Consider the following 21,473-nt stretch of genomic DNA (forward strand, 5'->3'; position numbering starts at 1 on the left):
CGTGCATTCAGTCACCGTCGCCATGTTCGCCAGCGTCTTGAACAGATCAGGCATGAAAATGCGGGCTCAGGCGCCAGCAGATTCAATCTGATTATGTAGTTGGGGCAGCTCGGGCGGATCGACCGCGATATTGTCGATCAGCCGCGTCCGCCCCAATTTCGCCGCGCCCAGCAACCGGGCCGGACGTTCCAGCACATTCATCGGCTCCAGCGTCACCGCATCGCACAGCGTCACATAATCAATGGGATCAAAGCCATGCGCGGCCAGCATCGCGATCGCCTTGGCAAGCGCGGACTCAACCGTCGCGCCCTTCTCCATCTGCCGCGCCGCTTCACCCAGCGCGCGGGGCAGGGCGAGCGCGTCCTTGCGTTCATCCTCGGTCAGATAGGCGTTGCGCGATGACAGGGCGAGGCCATCCTCGGCCCGCTGCGTCGGCACGCCGATGATCTCGACGCGCATGTCGAGGTCACGCACCATCTGCCGGATAGTCGCGAGCTGCTGATAATCCTTCTCCCCGAACAGCGCGACATCGGGCTGCACCTGGTTGAACAGCTTGGTGACCACCGTCGCCACCCCGTCGAAATGCCCGGGCCGCGCTGCGCCATCGAGGCCTTCAGTCACTCCCGAGACAGAAATATTGGTGGCATAGCCCGCCGGATACATGACCTCGGCCGTCGGCGCCCACAACGCATCGACTCCCGCCGCCTGCAACATCTGCGCATCCTTGGCTTCCCGGCGCGGATAAGCGTCCAGATCCTCATTGACCCCGAACTGTCGCGGATTGACGAAGATCGACACGACCACATGCCCGGCATGCCGCCGCGCTTCCTCGACCAGCGCCATATGCCCTTCATGCAGAGCGCCCATGGTCGGCACCAGCGCGACAGGCCGCCCATCGCTTTTCATCGCATCGATGGCGGTTCGCAGGGAAGGAAGGTCACGCAGGGTTTGCACGGGACGAGGGGCTCCGATATGGCAGGGGCACGGGGACTATCCTGCTAAAGGCACGACCCGGCAAGTGGGTCAAGAATCGTTGCGGCAATAAACGGGGTTATCAATGGGTCCGAACACCCAAACGCATCATATCGTCTTCGCCAATGAAAAGGGCGGGACCGGCAAGTCGACCACCGCCGTGCACACCGCGATCGCCTTGACCGCGCTCGGCTACAAGGTCGGCATGATCGACCTCGATCCGCGTCAGCGCACCGTCACGCGCTACATGGAAAATCGCGCGGAAACGGCCCGCCGCCGGAACATCGACCTGCCCGCGCCCGATTTCGCCGTGCTGAAGGGCGACACGGTCGAGGCGCTGGAGGAAGAATCCGCCGCCGTCGCCGATGGCAAGGATTTCCTGGTCGTCGACACCCCCGGCCGCGATGACCTGTTCGCCCGCCACATGGCCGCCCGCGCCAACACGCTGGTGACGCCGATGAACGACAGCTTCGTCGATTTCGACCTCATCGGCCAGGTGGACGCGGAAACCTTCAAGGTCCGCCGCCTGTCCTTCTATTCCGAACTCATCTTCGAGGCGCGCAAGACCCGCGCGAAGGCCGATGGCGTCTCGATCGACTGGGTCGTGCTGCGCAACCGCGTCCAGCATCATGATGCCCGCAACAAGAAGCGCGTCGGCGATGCTCTCATGGAGCTGTCCCGCCGCGTCGGCTTCCGCGTGATCCCCGGCCTGTCAGAACGAGTCATCTTCCGCGAACTCTTCCCGTCCGGCTTGACCCTGCTCGACAAGGGCCATCTGGGCGACCTTGGCGTCAGCCACATCGCCGCCCGCCAGGAACTGCGTGAGATGGTGTCCGGCCTCGCCCTCCCCGCCCGTGAGGAAAATTCGCCGGTCGATCTTCTCGGCGCGGCCTGATGGGCCTTTTCGCCTTCCTTCTTCTCGGGCTGGCCGCCTGGCTCATCTGGACGGGACGATTGCAGCGCATGAGTGTGAAGGATGGCATGGTGCTCGGCGGCGCGCTGGTCGGCGCGGTCATGGCGGCCAAGGGCAAACCGCTAGCCGGAGCGCCCCTGCTCCTCGGCGCGGCACTCTTCTTCCTGTCCCAATCGCAGCAGAAGAAAAGGCGATCCGCCACTCCGCCCAAGGCGCCCCCCGAAGCCCCCAGCATAGCAAGAGCGCGCGCCCTGCTCGGCGTACCCGAAGATGCCGATGAGACCATGATCCGTTCAGCCCACCGGCGACTCATCGCCTCGGTCCATCCCGATCGCGGCGGCACCGAAGCGCTGGCAGCGGAAATCAACGCAGCCCGCGACCTGCTACTCGCCGAGCCCGAGAAAAAAGAGGCCACCCGCCGCCGCTAGGGCTGTAGAATAGGACCCATGGCCCACCACTTCCATCCCTCGCTGCTGCGCGAATATGACATGCGCGGCATCGTCGGCAAAACCTTGGGAGAGGAAGACGCCTACGCGCTTGGCCGCAGCTTCGGCACGATCGTCAGGCGCAAAGGGGGATCATCGGTCGCGGTCGGCTATGACGGCCGACTCAGCTCACCGATGCTGGAATCGGCCGTGGTCGATGGCCTTGCCGACAGCGGCACCAACGCGCTGCGCATCGGCCTCGGGCCCACCCCAATGCTCTATTATGCCGAAGCGACGCTCGATGTTGATGGCGCCATCCAGATAACCGGCAGCCATAATCCCGCCGATCACAATGGCTTCAAGCTGGTACTTGCGCATGAAGCCTTTTTTGGCGCCGACATCGCCGGTCTGGGCGCCATGGCTGCTGCGGGCGATTGGGAACAAGGAAGCGGCAGCTGCTCCACCATCGACATCATGGACCGCTATGTCGCCCGCCTGATGGAAGGGTTCGACGGCGCTGCCTGCCGCATCGGCTGGGACGCGGGCAATGGTGCCGCAGGCCCCGTCGTGGACAAGCTCGTCCAGCTGCTCCCGGGTGAGCATCACACGCTTTTCACCGAAATAGACGGCAATTTCCCTCATCATCACCCCGACCCGACAATCGAGGCGAATCTGCATGACCTGCGCGCCCTTGTCCTCGCCAACAACCTCCATTTCGGACTGGCTTTCGATGGGGATGGCGACCGGATCGGCGTGGTCGACGGGCAGGGGCGCACCATCTGGGGCGATCAACTGCTTTCTTTGTTCGTGGAACCAGTGCTGATCGACCGGCCCGGCGCCACCATAGTCGCCGACGTGAAATCCAGCCAGGCGCTGTTCGATCGCGTGGCGGCGCTGGGCGGCACGCCGCTGATGTGGAAAACCGGCCACAGCCTCATCAAATCGAAGATGAAGGAAATCGGCAGCCCGCTGGGTGGTGAGATGACCGGCCACATCGTCTTCGCCGATGATTATTACGGCTTTGACGATGGCCTTTACGCCGCCGTGCGCCTGATCCGGCTGGTCAGCCGCCTCGGCAAGAGCGTGACCGCCCTTCATGACGCGCTACCGCTGCTGGTAAACACGCCTGAATTGCGGTTTCCGGTCGATGAAGACCAAAAATTCGCGATGGTCGCAGAGATAGTTTCGCACTTGCGGGCGGAAGGCGCGAGCGTCAACGCCATCGACGGTGCCCGGGTCACAACCGAAGATGGCTGGTGGCTATTGCGCGCATCCAACACGCAGGCGGAACTGGTGGCCAGAATCGAATCCACGAATCAGCAGGGCCTTGATCGCCTGCGGGCCGATCTTTTCCGCCATTTGTCCGAATCGGTGCCCGATTTCGCCGCTTGAGGCGGATCGCCACAGCCGATTCTTCCCAAATCATTGCCGAACGCCTTCCCCATTTCCGCTACGGAAATCCCCCCAAATGTTGACAGTTGCAATAAACGCAACCGTATACTTGTCTTTCGCAGTTGCGAAAGAAAGCGTCGGCCCGCAAAGAGGACGGGCCTTTCAGGCATCCTCTCCTAAAACTTTCCAAGCCGTCCTTCGGGGCGGCTTTTTTTTCGCCTGGCGCACAGGCTGCCCGAACCGGAAATTAACCATATCGCAGCCATAGCGCGGGATGATAATGCGTGCCCGACGCCGCAACGGGATTTCAAAGGGGAATTGCATGTTTTCAAGCCGCCGCATTGCCACCACTTTCCTGTCTGCGGGCTTTCTGGCGCTTCCCATGCCCGCGCTCGCCGGCGGCTTCTATCTTCAGGAACAATCGCCCAAGGAAACGGGCAGGGCTTTGTCCGGTGCCGGTGCGGCGGCGGATGACCCGTCGGCCATCTATTTCAATCCTGCCGCGATCACCGAACTTCCCGGCGTGCAATTGTCCGCTGGCGCCGTAGCGCTTTTCGCCACCGCTCAGCAATCGAACCAGGGCAGCAATCGCACCGTGCCGGGCTTTCCGGGTGTCACTGTGCCGATCACCGGCAATTCGGGCGGCAATCCGTTTGACAAGGTCATTCCCGTGCCCAGCTTCTATGTCACGGGTCAGGTCACCGACCGGCTGTGGCTCGGCGCGGGCGTCAACGCGCCCTTCGGCCTGAAGCTGGATTATGACCCAGGCTTCTTTGGTCGCTATGAATCGCTCCACACCGACCTCAAGGCTTATAATGTCCAGGCGTCCGCCGCCTATAAGCTCGACGATCATTTCTCCATCGGCGGCGGCGTGGACGTCCAATATGTGAAGGTTACGCTGACCAACGCCCTGCCGCAACTTTCGCCGCTGATCACGACCGATGGCCTCGCCCGGGTGACAGGCAAGGATTGGACGCTGGGCTGGAATGCGGGCCTTTTCTATACCGACGGCGACACGAATGTCGGCATCTCCTATCGCTCCGGCATGGGCCATCATCTGACCGGCACGCAGACGATTTCGGGCCTCCAAAGTCTGCTGGCGCCGCAAAATGGCAGCAGCGACGCCACCGCGCCGCTTGAACTGCCCGACATCGTGACCGTCGGATTCATGCATCGGCTGACGCCCAGCCTTCGCGCCATGATCAGCGCACGCTGGTATAATTGGTCGGTCTTCAAATCGATCGCGATCACGGCGGCTGGCCGCACCTCGGTCAAGGAACTGGATTACAAGGACAGCTACAGCGTCAGCCTAGGCGGCGAATATGACGTTAGCCCCGCGCTCACCTTGCGCGCGGGCACGATGTTCGATCGCTCGCCCACCAATCCTCAGCATCTGACGACGCGGGTGCCCGATGGCGATCGCGCCTGGCTGTCGGCCGGGGCGACCTACAATATCTCGCCCGCCATCGGCCTCAACCTCAGCTACGCGCATAATTTCGTGGAAAAGGCGAATATCATCCGCCCCGAAACCTATTATGCCGGGACTGCGGCGGCGACCACCGTCACCACCCTGTCCCGGACCAGCGGCAATGCGGACCAGATCGCCGCATCAGTGACGGCGCGCTTCTAACTTGGCTCGTGAATCACTATAGGGGCTCCATCAGCACGGAGCCCCTAGTTCATGTCCGACCATAATCCCGGCCTGCGTCCCTGGCGCGACATCGCCCGTCGCCCATGCCGCCAGATCATGGTGGGCAATGTGCCCGTCGGTGGCGGCGCGCCCGTCACCGTGCAGACGATGACCAACACGCCGACCTTCGATGTCAAAGCGACGATCGACCAGATCCGCCGCTGCGAGGAAGTGGGCGTGGACATCATCCGCGTGTCCTGCCCGGATGAGGAATCGACCGCCGCGCTGAAGCAGATCGTGCGCGCCGCCCGCGTGCCGATCGTCGCCGACATCCATTTCCACTATAAACGCGCGCTCGAAGCCGCCGACGCGGGCGCCGCTTGCCTGCGCATCAACCCCGGCAACATCGGCTCGGAAGCGCGCGTCAAGGAAGTGGTCGACGCCGCCAAGTCCAATGGCTGCGCCATCCGCATCGGCGTCAATGCAGGCTCCCTTGAAAAGGACCTGCTCGAAAAATATGGCGAACCCTGCCCGGAAGCGCTGGTCGAAAGCGCGCTCGACCATATCAAGCTGCTCCAGGATCAGGATTTCCACGAATATAAGGTCGCGGTGAAGGCCAGCGACGTCTTCCTTGCCGTCGCCGCCTATATGCAGCTGGCCGAAGCCGTGGATTGCCCGCTCCACCTTGGCATCACCGAAGCGGGCGGCCTGATCGGCGGCACCGTCAAAAGCGCCATTGGCATTGGCAATCTCCTCTGGGCCGGGGTCGGCGACACCATCCGCGTCTCCCTCTCCGCCGAACCGGAAGAGGAAGTGCGCGTCGGCTATGAAATCCTCAAATCCCTCGGCATCCGCACGCGCGGGGTAAAGGTCATCTCCTGCCCCAGCTGCGCGCGTCAGGGCTTCGACGTCATCCGCACGGTGCAGGCGCTGGAGGAACGGCTTCAGCATATCCACACGCCCTTGTCGCTCTCCGTTCTCGGCTGCGTCGTCAACGGCCCCGGCGAAGCGCGGGAGACCGACATCGGCCTCACCGGCGGCGGCGCTGGAAAACATATGGTCTATCTCTCCGGCCTCACCGACCACACCATCCAGGACGAAGGTATGATCGACCATATCGTCGGGCTGGTGGAAGCCAAGGCGGCAGAGATCGAAGCCGCCAAGCTCGAAGCGGAAACAACCGACGCAGGCCGGGCGGAAGCGGCGGAGTAGGGCAGGGGGCGTCCCGCCACACCCCGCACGCTCGCTGCCGTCCCCTCCACGGGTGAATCAGGGCTCTTCCCTCCACCCCACCCCGTTCGGGCTGAGCCGGTCGAAGCCCTTTCCTTCTTCTATTTCCCCGCTCGAAAGTGCCGAGCGCCTTGACCGTCACCCCTATGCTATGACCATGACCCAGCCCCGCTCCCTCGCCATCCCCTTCGCGGTCTGCTGCGCCGCCGTCCTGCTCTTCGCCATCATGGACGCGGCGATGAAGGGGTTGAGCCTTTCCATCGGCCTCTTCAACGCCTTGTTCTGGCGCGCCCTCGCGGGAACGCTGCTCGGCCTTGCGATCATGCTGCCGGGCCGCCATCGCTGGCCGGGCAGGGCGGCCCTGCGCCTGCATATTCTGCGCGGCTGTGTCGTCACGCTGATGGCCAGCCTCTTTTTCTTCGCGCTGATGCGCATGCCGCTCGCCGAAGCCATAGCGCTGTCCTTCATCGCGCCGCTCATCGCCCTCTATCTCGCCGCGCTGCTGCTGGGCGAACGGATCGGCCAGCGCGCCATCAGCGCCTCTCTCCTCGGACTCGTCGGCGTCGCGGTGATCCTGTCGGGCCGGATGCAGGACAGCTATGATTGGGACGCCCTGCTGGGTGCCGCCGCCGTGCTGATTTCGGCGGTCCTCTTCGCCTGGAACCTCATCATCCAGCGCCAGCAGGCTCAGCTTGCCTCCCCGGTCGAGGTCGCCTTCTTCCAGCACTGCGTCATGCTCATCCTTTTTGGCCTGTGCGCGGCCGCCGCATGGGTCGCGCCTGATCTGGTGCCGCTGCGCCTTGACCTGCCCCGGCCGGATTCCGCGCTCCTCATCGTCGCCTGCGCGGCCTTCGCCTTCACCTCGCTCGCCGCCTTCGCCTGGGCCTATGCGCGGGCAGAGGCGCAGCATCTCATCCCGGTGGAATATACCGCCTTCATCTGGGCAGCGATCATCGGCTGGCTCGCCTTCGGGGAACGGCTGACCCTCACCACCCTCGCGGGCGCGGCGCTGATCGTCGCCGGATGCCTCATCGCCCTGCGCGCCGCGCCCGCCGCGCAAATGCATGAAGGAATCGCATAGCGTTCCGATTCACCTGCAAAATCCGTTCTTCTCGCCACTTTCTTCATGACTTTCCCACGACCAGCCGAACCGCCGGACTCTTGACGCGGACTCCCCGCTCGGCGCATTGTGCCGGAACGGAACATTTGGGGGACATTTGAAAGCCATGGCTGTCAGCCGCGGAGCCAAGCGCACGCCGGAATGGCGCGAAATGCTGAAACGCAGCCTCATCCGCAGCGGCGCGCTCATCAGCGCGATCGCGCTGATGCTGGCGACCCTGTTCCTTGCGCTCGCGCTGCTCAGCTTCCGCCTGAGCGACCCGTCAATGATGACCGTCGCCGACAATCAGGTCCAAAATATCATGGGCTGGCCCGGCGCCTGGATCTCCGCCTTCCTCTTCACCCTGCTCGGCGTGCCCGTCGCGCTTGTCCTTCCGCTGCTTGCAATCACCGCCCGTCGGCTTTGGGGTGATCAGGACATGACCGGGTGGAAAGGGCAGTTTGGCAAATGCTTCCTCGGTATCATCCTCATCGGCATCGCGCTGGCGATGTTCCAGCCTGACTCGCTGATCGATCTGCCTTCGGGCTGGGGCGGCCTCATCGGCCTGGCCACCGCTAACGGCGTACGCAGCCTGACGTCCGCCGCGCCAGCTGCCCAAGGCTGGATCACCGGCATTCTCGTGGTGCTGATGCTGCTCGCCGGTTTCTTCACCTGGTATCGCAGCCTTGCGCTGGAAAAGCCGATCCTCGCCCTGCGCCGTCCCACCTTGCCGCGTCTCAGCCTTCCCAAACCGGCCCTCGCTTTCGCGGGCGGCGGGAGCGTTACTGCCGACGCGCAAGATGACGACGACGAAGCGGCAGAACGCGTCATCGCTCCCCGCCGCGCCGTGTCCAACGAGCCGAAGCCGCCGATCACCATCCAGACTCCGAAACCCGCGCCCGCCCAGCGACAGATGGCGCCAGTGTCGCAGGATGACCTGTTCGGCCACAGTTCGCTGCCCTCGGCCGACCTGCTCAATCCGATCCCGGCTAGTCAGGCGCAGAAGATCGACAAGGCCGCGCTCGAACGTAACGCCCGCCTGCTCGAATCCGTGCTCGACGACTTCCATGTGAAGGGAAACATCGTCGAAGTACGCCCCGGCCCGGTCGTCACGATGTACGAACTGGAGCCCGCCCCCGGCATCAAGGCGAGCCGCGTCATTGCTCTGGCCGACGACATCGCCCGCAACATGTCGGCTCTATCCGCCCGCGTCGCGACCATTCCCGGCCGGACGGTCATCGGCATCGAACTGCCCAACGCCAACCGGGAGGGCGTTTCCTTCCGCGAACTGATAACCTCCGAACAGTTCGTGCAGGATGCGACTCTGCCGATCATCCTGGGCAAGAATATCTCAGGCGAGCCGATCATCGCCGATTTAGCTCCGATGCCCCACCTGCTCATTGCGGGCACGACCGGCTCGGGTAAATCCGTCGGCCTCAACGCCATGATCCTGTCGTTGCTCTACCGCATGACGCCGGACCAGCTGCGCCTGATCATGATCGATCCCAAGATGCTGGAACTGTCGACCTATGACGACATCCCGCATCTGTTGTCCCCGGTCGTGACCGAGCCTGCGAAGGCGATCCGCGCCCTCAAATGGGCGGTGGAGCAGATGGAGGACCGCTATCGCATGATGGCGTCCATCTCCGTCCGCAACCTCGCCAACTATAATGAGAAGGTTCGGGCAGCGAAAGCCAAGGGCAAGCCGCTCGGCCGCCGGGTGCAGACGGGCTATGACCCGGAAACCGGCAAGCCCATCTATGAGGAAGAACAGCTCGACTTCCAGCCGCTGCCACAGATCGTGGTGGTGGTGGACGAACTCGCCGACCTGATGATGACGGCTGGCAAGGAAGTCGAGTTCCTGATCCAGCGCCTGGCGCAAAAGGCGCGCGCGGCGGGCATCCACCTGATCCTCGCGACGCAGCGCCCATCCGTTGATGTCATCACCGGCGTCATCAAGGCGAACCTTCCGACCCGGATCAGCTTCTTCGTCACTTCCAAGATCGACAGCCGAACGATCCTGGGTGAGCAGGGTGCCGAACAGCTGCTGGGCAAAGGCGATATGCTCTACATGCACGGCGGCAAGGGCCTGATGCGCGTCCATGGTCCCTTCGTGTCCGATGACGAGGTGCGCGTGGTCGCCGACCACTGGCGGGCACAAGGGCAGCCGGATTATATCTCGGCCGTGACCGAAGAACCGGAAGAAGGCAGCTTCGCGCTAGACGGCGTGGATCTGGGCGACGACAGCCCCGATGCGCAGCTGTTCCGCAAGGCATGTCAGCTGGTGTTTGAAAATCAGAAGGCTTCGACCAGTTGGCTGCAGCGTCAGCTCCGCGTTGGCTATAATTCGGCCGCGCGCCTCATTGAGCGGATGGAAGAAGAAGGGCTGGTCGGCCCTCCGAACCATGTCGGCCGACGTGAGGTATTGCGCGACGAAAATGGCAATCCGCTATGACTGTTGCGTCAAACGCAATCGAGCCGGACCTGTATGCATTTGCGAAAAGGATCAGCGCCGTTCAATAAGAGCGGGCCTTTCAGGCATCCTCTCCTAAAACTTTCCGGCTGGTCTTCGGACCAGCCTTTTTTTTGTTCGCCGGGCGAGCTACCCCACGGCTGCAAAGCGGCCCATGCAGGGTTCGGAGATCAGGAACGCATCAGTTCACAATGGGTTCAACGCCTGATCGCTACTCCTTGACCTCTCAACAAAGCGGAGAAGAATGCATGAAGCGCTTGTTTGCGCCACTCGCCCTGGCCCTGGCCGCCGCACCGTTGTTCGTTCCTGCCGCGCCTGTTGCCGCGCAGCAGTCGCCGGACGGCATGGACCGGGTAAATGCCTATATTCGCGGAGTCACCACGATGACGGCCGATTTCGTGCAGACCGACCGCGCCAGTCAAACCCTGACGGGCAAACTGACGATCAAGCAGCCCGGCAAGGTGCGGTTTCAGTATCAAAAGGGTGTACCGCTGCTGATCGTCGGCGACGGCAAGGCCTTGACCATGATCGACTATGAAGTCCGGCAGGTACAGCGCTGGCCCATCGGCAGCTCGCCCTTGGGCGCCTTGCTCGATCCGAAAAAGGACCTGTCCCGCTTTGGCAAGTTGATCCAGACCGGGGATCCGAAGGTGATCAGCGTTCAGGCACGCGATCCCAAGCGGCCGGAATTCGGGACCATCACGATGATCTTTGAACGGGATCCTGCCGGGCCGGCAGGTCTTCAGCTTTACGGATGGGTAGCGCTCGATTCTCAGAATAACCGCACTAGCGTGCGCTTGTCGAACCAGCGTTATGGCGTCCCGGTTGCGAATTCCGCCTTTCGTTGGACAGACCCGCGCCCGAAGGGTCGCGTAGCCGGGGGGTGAAACGGGCCTGGCGTGAGATGGATGGTGCTCACCTGAATCTTGTTCATCTTCGGCTCATATCCGGAACCCTAATAAGAACTCCACGGCGCGAGACGAAGTCCGGGATTTCCCCCCTGTTACTCGGAACGCAGCTCCCGCCGCAAAGCGCTTCAAGGGCGCGATCGAGACCCCCGTTCCATGCCCCCGGAGCGGGGGTCTTACTTTGCCAGCGGCAGGTCGGCGCAGAGCCAAGCTTGCGAAGCCGTTCGCAGGCCCTTAGGGGATCAGCATGCCGAAAACACTGAGCATCGCATCCTGGAACATCAACAGCGTCCGCGCCCGGATAGACATCGTCGAACGTTTCCTGACCGAAGAGGCGCCTGACCTTCTTTGCCTTCAGGAGACGAAGGTGGTGAATGACATATTCCCCACCGACATGTTCCGGCGTCTGGGCTATGTTCATCAGGTGCTGAATGGCCAGCGCATGCATCATGGCGTGGCGATCATGAGTAAAGTGCCCATTCATGAGGATGACCGGTTCGATTGGCAGGCCAATGGCGAAGCGCGTCATGTCGGCGTCCGTTTGGACAACGGCGTGCGGATAGAAAATGTCTATGTCCCTGCCGGAGGCGATATTCCCGACCGGACAGTCAATCCGAAGTTCGGTCAGAAGCTCGATTTCATTGAGCGCATGATCGAATGGTCCTCCCAGCTTGAGGACAAGCCGACGATCCTCACTGGCGATTTCAACATCGCGCCCATGGAATGCGATGTGTGGAGCCATAAGCAGCTGCTCAATGTCGTCAGCCATACGGCGATCGAATGCGAACTGCTGGCCCGGTTGCAGGAATCGAACAATTGGATCGATATCGGCCGCCAGTTCTTTCCCGCTCCGGAGCGGCTTTATACCTGGTGGAGCTATCGCGCGCGGGATTGGGCGGAATCGGATCGTGGGCGGCGGCTGGACCATATGTGGATGACGCAGGATGTCGCGGCAAAGGCGATCGGGCACCGTGTTGTCGAACCGGCGCGCAGCTGGACCAAGCCATCGGATCATGTCCCGATCATCACGGAGTTCGCCTTCTGATGGACCGTCTGCCATGAACGGGCGCGCCGCCGCCCGCGCGATTGACGCTCTGCGCCGTGGTTGGGCGGTTACCGTTCGTGCGACTGACGGCGCCATACGCGTCATGGCGGTCGAGGGCGCGGATGCGGTGACGCTGAAGACTTTCGATCCAACGGGCAAAGCCGACATATTGATAGCAGCTGCCCGTGGCGAGACGTTGAAGCTCGCCAACCAACTGGCAGCGGCTGATCCCGACATGCCCGTGCTGATCGCCCGCGCGCCGTGGATCGATGGCGATGTTGCTACCGCGATCGCCGACCCGGTACTGGACCTCTCATCACCGCTGAAGGGACCGTTTGCGGCCAAACCCCTTGCCGCGCCGCTGGCGGCAAAGGCGACGCTCAAGCTCGCCCGGCTGGCGGGTATCCTGCCTGCTTTCTTTTTGGGATCGGAGGGAGAGAGCGAGGCCGAGGTCAGTGCCGATGACATCGACGCTTATGACGACGCCGCTCACCTTGCCATAGCGACGCGCGCGCGGCTGCCGGTGTCAGCCTGCGAGACCGCCGAGATCATTGCCTTTCGCAGTCCGGATGAGCCACGGGAGCATGTCGCCCTGATCGTCGGGACGCGGGATTCCTCGCCGCCGGTCATCAGGCTGCACAGCGAATGCCTGACCGGGGACGTGCTGGGCAGCCTAAAATGCGATTGCGGGCCTCAATTGCATGAGGCGCTGCACCGGATCGCCGACTCCCGCTGGGGCGTGTTGCTTTATCTTCGGCAGGAAGGCCGGGGGATTGGCCTCATCAACAAATTGCGCGCCTATGCCTTGCAGGATCAGGGTTTCGACACCGTCGATGCGAATGTCCGCCTTGGCTTTGCCATTGACGCGCGTGATTTCTCGGTCGCGGCGCGCATGCTCAAGCTGCTGGGCATCCAAGAGGTGCGGCTGCTCACCAACAATCCCAAGAAGGTGGAGGGGCTTGAAGGCGCGGGTATCAAGGTGGCTGAACGCCTGCCCATCATACTGCCCGCCAACCCGCACAATGAACAATATCTGGCGACCAAACGCGATCGTACCGGGCACCAGCTGTGACCACAATTCGCGTGGACAGCGCCGCCGGGCGGTTGCGGTTAGGCACGCTGGACATCCCATGCACGCTGGGCCGGGGCGGCGTGTGCGCGGCGACCGATAAGCGGGAGGGAGACGGCTGCACGCCGCTAGGGGCCTGGCCGCTGCGGGGCGTTCTGCTGCGGCCGGGAAGGGCGGAGCCTGCCGCAATCCGGCTTCCATGGCGGTGGGTGAGGGAAGGTGATGGCTGGTCCGACGACCCTGCCGATCCCGCCTACAACCGGCCGGTCCATCTGCCACGGCGCTTTTCGGCGGAATCGCTCCTGCGCGGCGATGATGCCTATGATGTGATCGTCGTGCTGGGACATAATGACGCGCCGCCTGTGCCAGGGCAGGGCAGTGCGATCTTCCTCCACCTGTCCGAAGGGCGTCCTACGGCGGGCTGTATTGCTATCGACCGTGGCGACATGTTGAAACTGCTGCCGCTGCTGGCTGCCGGCGACGTTGTGGAGATAGTTTAGGCTCAGGCCTGCTCAAGAGCCTCATCGACCTGATCGCCAGCAGCTTCAAGCAGCCGCCGCTCCAGCGTCTGGATGCGTGCCTTGCTCTCGATCTTGCCGCCCAAAAGGTCGGTCACGTAAAACGTATCGACCGCGCGTTCGCCATAGGTGGCGACATGGGCGCTGTGCACAGTGACCTTCGACTGGAACAACGCGTTGGCAAGGCTGAAGAGCAGGGCGGGGCGGTCTCGAGCATTTACCTCGATCACCGTGAACCGATTGGACGCCTTGTTGTCGATCAGCACATTGGGTTCGATCCGGAACGCTTCGGCGCGGGTGCGGGGCAGGGGGCGCGCTTCCAGCTTCGTGATCATGCGATGACGATTCGCCAGCGAATCCTCGATCGCATTGCGGATACGGGTCAGCTGTTCCGGGCTATGGAAAGCGCCGCCCAAAGGGTCCTGCACCAGGAAGTTGTCGATGGCGACGCCGTCGCGCGTGGTGTGGATACGCGCATCGATGATATTGCCGCCCGCCAGATGGATCGCTCCGGCAATCCGGTAGAATAGGCCCGGATGGTCAGCGGCATAGACGGTGACAAGCGTGGCGCCGCGCTGCGGATAATATTGCGCGGCAATCGACAGCGGCGAATCGGCTGACGCCAGGATATGCTGCGCGTTGTGGATCAGGATGTCCTCAGGCTCGGCGATCCAGTAGGATTCGGGCAGACGCTTGCTGAGCTTCTGGAAGTCGGCCTTCGACAAGCCGAGCGCCTTGCGCAGTGATTCCTGCTTGGCGGTGACGCGTTCGCCACGCCCCTTTTGCTTGTGGCCAAGCCGCAGCACTTCCTCGGCAGCCTCATAAAGGTCGCCCAGCAGTTGTCGTTTCCAGCTATTCCACACGCCGGGACCCACGGCGCGGATGTCCACGACGGTGAGGCAGAGCAGCAGGCGAAGCCGCTCGGGGCTCTGCACCACCTCGACGAAATCCAGGATCGTCTTGTAATCGGCCAGATCACGCTTGAACGCCGTGGCCGACATCAGCAGGTGATGGCGCACCAGCCAGGCGACGGTTTCCGTTTCGGCCGGCGTCAGGCCAAGGCGCGGGCAGAGATGGTCGGCTACCTCGGCGCCAAGTACGCTATGGTCGCCGCCACGGCCCTTTGCGATGTCGTGCAGCAGAACCGCGACATAGAGCACCCGGCGCGACAGCAATTTGCCCATGATCTCGGTGGACAACGGGTGGTCTTCTACCAGAGCGCCCTTTTCCACGCGGGCCAGAAGCCCGACTGCGCGGATGGTATGCTCGTCCACCGTATAATGGTGATACATATCGAACTGCATCTGCGCCACAACGCGGCGGAAATCGGGAATGAACCGGCCAAACACCGTCGATTCATTCATCCAGCGCAGCACCGTTTCCGGATCACGGGGCGAAGTCAGCACATCCATGAAAGCGGCGTTGGCGCGAGCATCGCGGCGGATTTTTGCCGTGATCAGACCTGCGTCCCGGCTGGCGGTGCGCATGGCGCTTGGGTGGATGCCCAATTCATGACGATCGGCTACCGCGAAAATTTCGAGCAACCGCACCGGGTCCTGCTGGAAAAAGTCGTCGCTTGGCAGCGCGAGCCGACCACGGTCGAGCACGAACCCGTCCAGCTTCTTTGGCCGACGGAATATGGACGGAATATAGCGCCGCCCCTTCGCCGCCATCTGGTCGTCCAGATGCGCCAGGAACACCGCGGTCAGGTCGCCCACGATTTTCGCGTTCAGGAAATAATAGCGCATGAAGCGCTCCACGCCAGAGCGGCCCTGCCGCCCCGTAAAGTGCATGCGCGTGGCGGTTTCCAGCTGTAGATCGAACGTCAGGCGATCTTCCGCTCGCCCCGTGATCATGTGCAGGTGGCATCGGACGGCCCAAAGAAAATCCTCGGCCTTCTGAAACTGCCGCAGTTCCAGATCGGTCAACAGGCCCACATCCACCAGTTCGGCGACGGACTTCACCCGATTCACATATTTGCCAATCCAGAACAGCGTGTGGAGGTCGCGCAGCCCCCCTTTGCCTTCCTTGACATTGGGTTCAACGACATACCGGCTATCGCCCATGCGCTTGTGCCGATCGTCCCGCTCCACCAGCTTTTCGGTGACGAAAGCGCGCGCCGTCCCCTGCATCACTTCAGCATCGAACCGCTTGGCGGTGTCCTCGTACAGCGCCCGGTCGCCCCAGACATAACGCGCTTCGAGCAGTGCCGTGCGCACTGTTAGATCCGCCTTGGCCATGCGCATGGTCTCATCGATCGATCGGCTCGAATGCCCGACCTTTAGGCCCAAGTCCCAGAGCGAATAGAGCATGGATTCGATGACCTGCTCGGTCCACCCGGTGGGCTTCCATGGCGTGATGAAGGCGATATCGACATCGCTATGCGGCGCCATCTCGCCACGGCCATAGCCGCCTACGGCCATCAAGGTGATGCGCTCGCCCGTACTGCGATTGCTGGCAGGATATAGATGATGCGTCGTCGCATCGTAGAGCAGGCGCAGGATCTGGTCGATCAGGAACGCAAAGGCGGTAACGGCCTCGCGCCCGCGCGTGGGTTTGGCCTCCAACCGCTTCGCGACATCGACGCGTCCGGCATCGAGCGCCGTCTTCAGTTCGCGAACCACCAACCCCCGCAGTTTTGCTGGGTCACCCCTATGCTCCTGCGCCAGCGTGTTGATGCTGTCGGAAATCGCGCGCCGGTCGATGATGGAGCGGCGAGAGCCAAGGGAGGGAAACTGCATGACCATGGGCGCAGTCTAGTGTCAGCTGCTGGCCGCGGCCAGTTGTTTCAAGCGATAAAGCTGTTCCAGCGCCTCGCGCGGAGAAAGCGCATCGGCATCGATCATGTCGAGCGCGGCGCGCAGGGCATCGACCGCTTCCTCTTCCTGCGCCGCAGCGGCGGCGAAGAGGGGAAGGTCGTCTAGGCCCGCCGCGATGCCGCCGGTCTTTGCCCGGCCCGCTTCCAGTCTGGTCAGAACATCCTTGGCACGCTTGAGAACGGCCGGGGGCAGCCCGGCAAGGCGCGCAACGGCGAGTCCGTAGCTACGGTCGGCTGGCCCTTCCGCGACCTCATGAAGCAAGATGAGATCGCCTTTCCACTCGCGGGCACGCACATGATGCAGGGATAGCGACGACAGAGTCTCCGCCAGCCGTGTCAGTTCATGATAGTGCGTCGCGAACAGGCACCGGCAGCGGTTGACCTCATGCACCGCTTCGACGACCGCCCAGGCGAGGGCCAGACCGTCATAGGTGGATGTGCCGCGCCCAACTTCATCCAGAATGACGAAGCTGCGTTCCGTCGCCTGTGAGAGGATAGCGGCGGTTTCCACCATTTCGACCATGAAGGTCGATCGCCCGCGCGCAAGGTTGTCCGATGCCCCCACACGACTGAACAACCGATCGACCAATGTCAGCGTCGCCGATTGAGCAGGGACATAGCTGCCAGCCTGCGCGAGAATTACGATCAGCGCATTCTGCCGCAGGAAGGTGGATTTGCCGCCCATATTGGGGCCGGTGACCAGCCAGAGCCGATCTTCGGCAACCAGGCAGCAATCGTTGGCGACGAAGGGCTGCCCTTCCTTCCGCAGCGCGTCCTCGACAACCGGATGTCGGCCGCCGATAATCTCAAGGCATGGTTCGCCGCCCTCCGGGGGCAGGAAATGCGGCCGCTGCCAGCCTCCTTCGGCCGCGCGCTCCGCCAGCGCCGCTGCGACGTCCAGCCGGGCCAGCGCGTCAGCGGCCAGCGCTATCTCTGCCTTGCGAGCCAGGGCGGCTTCGACAAGATCCTCCAGATGCGCGGCCTCGGCTACCAGCGCATGGGCACCCGCCTGCGCCACCCGCCCCGCCTGTTCATGCAGGTCGACCGAATTGAATCGCACCACGCCCGCCAGCGTCTGGCGATGCGTGAAGCCGCTGTCTGGCTGCATCAACGGATCGGCGGCGCGTGCGGGCACTTCGACATGATAGCCAAGCACGCCGTTATGCCGGATTTTCAGCGACGCGATGCCGGTGCGCTCGCGATAACTAGCCTCCAGAGCAGCGATCGCCCGCCGTCCGTCGCCTGCCATCCGCCGCAGCTCGTCCAGAGCCGGATCGTAGCCGTCGGCAATATATCCGCCATTGGCCGTCTCGGTCGGCGGACTGGGGACCAGCGCCCGCGAAAGGCTGTCCACCAATGCCCCATGGCCATCGAGGGCTGGCAGCAGTTGCTGGAGCAGCGGTGGCTGATCAGGCAATCGCCCAAGTCTTTCGCGGAGCATTCGCGCTTCGTTGAGCCCGTCGCGCAGCTGTCCCAGATCGCGTGGACTGCCCCGGCCCACGGCGATGCGTCCGAGTGCTCGCCCTACGTCGGGCAGAGCCCTCAACGCGGCACGCAACTGGTCGCGTAGTAGCGGGTCATCATGGAGGAGCTGGACCAGACCCAGCCGGGCCTCGATCAGCCCTTGATCCATCAACGGCGCCGACAGGTCCTGCGCCAGCAGCCGGGCGCCTGCGCCCGTGACCGTCCGATCCACCGCCCCCAACAGGCTGCCCGCGCGCGCGCCGCTCATCGTCGCGCTGATCTCCAAACTTTCCCGGGTGGCCGCGTCGATCGCCACATGGGCGCCGCTCGCCTTGCGAACGGGGGGCGCCAGAAAGGGCAGGGTGCCCTTGCCCGCATGATCGAGATAGGAGACCAGTCCGCCCATCGCGGCCAGCTCCGCCCGGCTGAACTGGCCGAATCCGTCGAGGGTAGCCACGCCAAACAGCCGCTTGAGCGCTGACTCGGCCCGATTGCTGGAAAATGCCGCACGATCGAACGGATGCGCCTCGGGCAGATCGAGGGCGAGCCCGTCGGGCACGACGATTTCGCTCGGCCGCAGCCGCGCCAGTTCGGCGGGCAGGTCGCTTGTCCGCAGCGTCAGCGTTTCGAAACGCCCGGTGGAAATGTCGGCTGCGGCTATCCCAATTTCGCCTGCGCCGTCGCCGCCCGTCTGGGCCAGCGCCACCAACATGTTGTCGCGCCTGGAATCGAGCAGCGTCTCCTCGGTCAGCGTGCCCGCCGTGACATAGCGCACGATGGCGCGGGCCACGAGCGCCTTGCTGCCGCGCGCCTTAGCCTCCGCGGGCGTTTCGGTCTGTTCGGCGATGGCGACCCGATGCCCCGCCTTGATCAGCCGGGCCAGATAATTTTCCGCGCTATGCACGGGCACGCCGCACATGGGAATCGGCGCGCCGCCATGTTCGCCCCGGCTGGTGAGCGCGATGTCCAGCGTCGCTGCGGCGGCCTTTGCGTCGTCGAAGAACAGCTCGAAGAAGTCGCCCATGCGGTAGAAGAGCAGGCAATCCTTCGCCTCAGCCTTCAACGCCAGATATTGCGCCATCATCGGCGTCGGCTGGGTCGCGGCGTTTTCCTTGGGTCTGTGCATGACCGTCAGGCGATAGCCGCAAGCGGCAGTTCAGGAAAGGGCGTGAAAAAACGTACCGCTCGCGCTTGCCGACAGGTCGGGCTTGCCGCTAGGGCCTGTTTACTAGGTAAAGAGGGGCGGATGCGTCATGGCTGATAAGTCGAGTGTGGAATTTTCCGAGCGCGAGGCGCTGTTCTTCCATTCGACTGGCAGGCCGGGCAAGATCGAAATCATCGCGTCGAAACCGATGGCGACGCAGCGTGACCTCAGCCTTGCCTATTCGCCGGGCGTCGCCGTGCCGGTGCGCGCCATCGCCGCCGATCCGCAGGCCGCCTACGACTATACGGCCAAAGGCAATCTGGTCGCGGTCATTTCCAACGGCACGGCTATCCTTGGCCTTGGCAATCTGGGCGCTCTTGCATCGAAGCCGGTGATGGAAGGCAAGGCAGTGCTCTTCAAGCGCTTCGCCGACGTGGACTCGATCGATATCGAGCTTAAGACCGAGGACGTCGATAAGTTCATCGATGCGGTGGAACTGATGGAGCCGAGCTTTGGCGGCATCAACCTTGAAGATATCAAGGCGCCGGAATGCTTCATCATCGAACAGACGCTGAAAGAGCGGATGAACATCCCGGTTTTCCACGACGACCAGCATGGGACGGCGATCATCGCCGCCGCTGGCGTCATCAATGCGGCGATGCTGACCGGGCGCGACCTTAAGGACATGAAGGTCGTGGTGAATGGCGCAGGCGCGGCCTCCATTTCTTGCACCGAACTGATCAAGGCGATCGGCGTCTCACACGATAATGTCATCATGTGCGACAGCAAGGGCGTGATCTACCAGGGCCGTACCGAGGGTATGAACCAGTGGAAGTCGGCGCATGCGGTGAAGACCGACGCCCGCACGCTGGGCGAAGCGATCAAGGGCGCTGACGTGTTCCTCGGCTTGTCCGTTGCCGGAGCGGTATCGCAGGACATGGTGAAGGCGATGGCGGAAAAGCCGATCATCTTCGCCATGGCCAATCCCGACCCGGAAATCGCGCCTCCCGAGGTTCTAGAAGTTCGCCCGGATGCGATCGTCGCTACGGGCCGGTCGGATTATCCCAACCAGGTCAACAATGTGCTGGGCTTCCCTTTCATTTTCCGGGGCGCTCTAGACGTGCGCGCAACGGGCATCAACGAACCGATGAAAGTGGCGGCGGCGCACGCCATCGCTGAACTGGCGCGGGAACAGGTGCCGGAGGAAGTCGCCAAGGCTTACGGCCGTTCGCACAGCTTCGGTCCCGATTATATCATCCCGGCGCCGTTCGACCCGCGTCTGATGGAGGTTGTTCCGGTAGCGGTCGCGCAGGCGGCGATGGAAAGCGGAGTCGCGCAAAAACCGATTGCCGACATGGCGGCCTATCGCCAGTCGCTCAAAGGCCGGTTGAACCCGACGACGTCGGTCCTCACCATGGCCTATGAGGTCGCCAAGGCCAATCCCAAGCGCGTCGTGTTCGCCGAAGCGGAGGAGGAAGTGGTGCTGCGCGCCGCCATCCAGTTCCGTGATCTTGGCTACGGCATTCCCGTTCTCGTCGGCCGAAACGAAGTCTATGACAAGCTGAAGGCGCTTGGCGTCCGCGATCCTGAAAGTTTCGAACTGCATAACAGCGTCAATTCGCCTCTGGTCCCCGAGATGGTGGATACGCTCTACAGCCGCTTGCAGCGGCGCGGTCATCTGCGGCGCGATTGCGAACGCATGGTCAATCGCGATCGCAATATCTTCGGCACCCTGCTTGTCAGCATGGGCCATGCCGATGCGATGATCACAGGCGTGACGCGGCCCTTCGCCCAGACTCTGCGCGAGGTGAAGCGCGTCATGGACCCGGTGGTGGGGCGCACTGCCTTTGGCATCCATATCATGGTGTCGAAGGACAAGACGGTGTTCCTGGCCGACACCACCGTCAATGAACGGCCCTCCGCCAGCGAGCTGGCCGACATCGCCGAGGGCACTGTCGCGGTCGCACGGCGCATGGGTCATGACCCGCGCGTCGCCTTCCTGTCCTATTCCAACTTCGGCAACCCGCCAGGCGGCCATCTGGAAAATGTCCGCGATGCGCTGAAGGTTCTCGATGGCCGTGACGTCGATTTCGAATATGAGGGGGAAATGACGGCGGATGCGGCGCTTAATCCCGCCGTCATGAAAAATTATCCCTTCAGCCGCCTGTCCGGCCCGGCCAACATCCTGGTCATGCCCGGCCTGCAATCAGCCAACATCTCGGCGAAACTGTTGCGCGAACTGGGCGGCACGACGATGATCGGCCCGATGCTCGTGGGCATGGAGAAGTCCGTGCAGATCGCGACCATGTCTTCAAATGCGTCCGAACTGCTCACACTGGCGGTACTCGCTTCGGCAGGGGTGGCCCTCTAAGG

General features: G+C 63.1%; 15 protein-coding genes. 12 read left to right on the plus strand and 3 right to left on the minus strand.

The features are described from left to right. Positions 1 to 66: 66 nt before the first annotated feature. A complete protein-coding gene (gene panC, locus ACZ51H_RS11330) occupies positions 67 to 954 on the minus strand; it encodes a pantoate--beta-alanine ligase (RefSeq protein ID WP_464801878.1) in 888 nt (295 codons plus the stop codon). 103 nt (positions 955 to 1,057) lie between these two features. Here panC and ACZ51H_RS11335 point away from each other — a divergent pair, with 103 nt between their 5' ends. From ACZ51H_RS11335 to ACZ51H_RS11385, 11 genes are all read left to right on the plus strand, one after another. After that, a complete protein-coding gene (locus tag ACZ51H_RS11335) occupies positions 1,058 to 1,867 on the plus strand; it encodes a division plane positioning ATPase MipZ (RefSeq protein ID WP_464801879.1) in 810 nt (269 codons plus the stop codon). Further along, positions 1,867 to 2,313 carry a J domain-containing protein gene (locus ACZ51H_RS11340; protein WP_464801880.1) on the plus strand — a complete coding sequence of 149 codons (447 nt, stop codon included), beginning with the start codon at positions 1,867 to 1,869 and terminating at the stop codon, positions 2,311 to 2,313. The genes ACZ51H_RS11335 and ACZ51H_RS11340 overlap by 1 nt, the downstream gene beginning before the upstream one ends. Before the next feature lie 18 nt (positions 2,314 to 2,331). Beyond that, the gene (pgmG, locus tag ACZ51H_RS11345) at positions 2,332 to 3,702 is read left to right on the plus strand and encodes a phosphoglucomutase/phosphomannomutase PgmG (RefSeq protein WP_464801881.1); all 1,371 of its coding nucleotides are present in this window, start codon (positions 2,332 to 2,334) and stop codon (positions 3,700 to 3,702) included. 322 nt (positions 3,703 to 4,024) lie between these two features. Then, the gene (locus tag ACZ51H_RS11350) at positions 4,025 to 5,332 is read left to right on the plus strand and encodes an OmpP1/FadL family transporter (RefSeq protein ID WP_464793986.1); all 1,308 of its coding nucleotides are present in this window, start codon (positions 4,025 to 4,027) and stop codon (positions 5,330 to 5,332) included. Positions 5,333 to 5,383: 51 nt separating this feature from the next. Beyond that, positions 5,384 to 6,544 carry a flavodoxin-dependent (E)-4-hydroxy-3-methylbut-2-enyl-diphosphate synthase gene (ispG, locus tag ACZ51H_RS11355; protein ID WP_464801882.1) on the plus strand — a complete coding sequence of 387 codons (1,161 nt, stop codon included), beginning with the start codon at positions 5,384 to 5,386 and terminating at the stop codon, positions 6,542 to 6,544. A gap of 175 nt (positions 6,545 to 6,719) precedes the next feature. Continuing rightward, positions 6,720 to 7,643: a DMT family transporter gene (locus tag ACZ51H_RS11360; protein ID WP_464801883.1), complete on the plus strand. Its 924-nt coding sequence runs from the start codon at positions 6,720 to 6,722 to the stop codon at positions 7,641 to 7,643. Between the two features lie 145 nt (positions 7,644 to 7,788). Further along, positions 7,789 to 10,116, plus strand: a complete 2,328-nt coding sequence (locus tag ACZ51H_RS11365; protein WP_464801884.1) for an FtsK/SpoIIIE family DNA translocase — start codon at positions 7,789 to 7,791, stop codon at positions 10,114 to 10,116. A gap of 266 nt (positions 10,117 to 10,382) precedes the next feature. Continuing rightward, positions 10,383 to 11,021, plus strand: a complete 639-nt coding sequence (locus ACZ51H_RS11370) for a LolA family protein (protein ID WP_464801885.1) — start codon at positions 10,383 to 10,385, stop codon at positions 11,019 to 11,021. 268 nt (positions 11,022 to 11,289) lie between these two features. Continuing rightward, positions 11,290 to 12,087: an exodeoxyribonuclease III gene (locus tag ACZ51H_RS11375; protein WP_464801886.1), complete on the plus strand. Its 798-nt coding sequence runs from the start codon at positions 11,290 to 11,292 to the stop codon at positions 12,085 to 12,087. A 13-nt stretch (positions 12,088 to 12,100) separates the two neighbouring features. Beyond that, the gene (gene ribA / locus ACZ51H_RS11380; RefSeq protein WP_464801887.1) at positions 12,101 to 13,159 is read left to right on the plus strand and encodes a GTP cyclohydrolase II; all 1,059 of its coding nucleotides are present in this window, start codon (positions 12,101 to 12,103) and stop codon (positions 13,157 to 13,159) included. Then, complete coding sequence (locus ACZ51H_RS11385) at positions 13,156 to 13,656, plus strand: L,D-transpeptidase family protein (RefSeq protein ID WP_464801888.1); 501 nt, start codon at positions 13,156 to 13,158, stop codon at positions 13,654 to 13,656. Before ribA ends, ACZ51H_RS11385 begins: the two co-directional genes overlap by 4 nt. Before the next feature lie 2 nt (positions 13,657 to 13,658). Here ACZ51H_RS11385 and ACZ51H_RS11390 read toward each other — a convergent pair whose 3' ends face one another. Together ACZ51H_RS11390 and mutS are read right to left on the minus strand one after the other, a co-directional pair. Continuing rightward, on the minus strand, positions 13,659 to 16,421 hold the full coding sequence (locus ACZ51H_RS11390) for a [protein-PII] uridylyltransferase (RefSeq protein ID WP_464801889.1): 2,763 nt from the start codon (positions 16,419 to 16,421) through the stop codon (positions 13,659 to 13,661). 15 nt (positions 16,422 to 16,436) lie between these two features. Continuing rightward, positions 16,437 to 19,082, minus strand: a complete 2,646-nt coding sequence (gene mutS, locus ACZ51H_RS11395) for a DNA mismatch repair protein MutS (RefSeq protein WP_464801890.1) — start codon at positions 19,080 to 19,082, stop codon at positions 16,437 to 16,439. 127 nt (positions 19,083 to 19,209) lie between these two features. Here mutS and ACZ51H_RS11400 point away from each other — a divergent pair, with 127 nt between their 5' ends. Next, complete coding sequence (locus ACZ51H_RS11400) at positions 19,210 to 21,471, plus strand: NADP-dependent malic enzyme (RefSeq protein WP_464771578.1); 2,262 nt, start codon at positions 19,210 to 19,212, stop codon at positions 21,469 to 21,471. Positions 21,472 to 21,473: the final 2 nt, after the last annotated feature.

The sequence above is a fragment of the Sphingobium sp. TomMM15 genome, assembly GCF_055397045.1.